At 74.3% G+C, this 750-nt stretch carries 2 pseudogenes; one reads left to right on the top strand and one right to left on the bottom strand.

The features are described from left to right. Positions 1–482, bottom strand: a pseudogene (locus ACAG25_RS24785) (hypothetical protein); the annotation flags it as partial. A 31-nt stretch (positions 483–513) separates the two neighbouring features. On the opposite strand from ACAG25_RS24785, the pseudogene ACAG25_RS24780 reads away from it, so the two are divergent. Continuing rightward, positions 514–750 (top strand): annotated as a pseudogene (locus ACAG25_RS24780) (hypothetical protein); the annotation flags it as partial.

Genomic DNA, 750 nt, shown 5'->3' with positions numbered 1-750 from the left:
GTTGAGGGTTCGGCTGGTGGTGTGACGCCGCCTGCGCCGCCGGCTCCTGGTGTGCCGGTTGAGGGTTCGGCTGGTGGTGCGACCCCGCCTGCGCCGCCCGCTCCGGGCACGCCGATAGAGGGCTCGATCGAGACGTTCTCACCTCCGGCGCCTCCCGCGCCCGGTGAACCAGCGTCGAGCACCATCGAGACGTTCTCGCCGCCGGCCCCGCCGGCTCCCGGCACACCTACAGAGTCCTCTGTCGAGGTGGCCACGCCCCCGGCCCCCGGTGGACCGGGTGCGCCGGTGTCGACCGAGGCCGAGATCGTGACGCCGCCTGCTCCGGGTGTGCCGGGTACGCCGAGTGCTTCGTCGGTGGAGATTGCGACGCCGCCTGCGCCGGGCGTCCCGGGTACGCCGAGTGCTTCGTCGGTGGAGATTGCGACGCCGCCGGCGCCAGGTGTGCCGGGTACGCCGAGTGCTTCGTCGGTGGAAATCGCCACGCCGCCTGCTCCGGGCGTCCCGGGTGCGCCGGTGTCGACCGAGGCCCAGATCGCCACGCCGCCTGCTCCGGGCGTCCCGGGTGCGCCGGTGTCGACCGAGGCCCAGATCGCCACGCCGCCGGCTCCGGGTGTGCCGGGTGTTCCGGTGGGGACTGAGGGTGGTGTGGTGACGCCGCCTGCTCCGGGTGCGCCGGGTGTTCCGGTGGGGACTGAGGGTGGTGTGGTGACGCCGCCTGCTCCGGGTGCGCCGGGTGTTCCGGTGGGGACT

The organism is Mycobacterium sp. pV006 (assembly GCF_041287115.1).
Lineage (GTDB): Bacteria > Actinomycetota > Actinomycetes > Mycobacteriales > Mycobacteriaceae > Mycobacterium.
The sequence above is the reverse complement of the archived record's forward strand: the minus strand, read 5'-3'. Positions and strand labels throughout refer to the sequence as shown.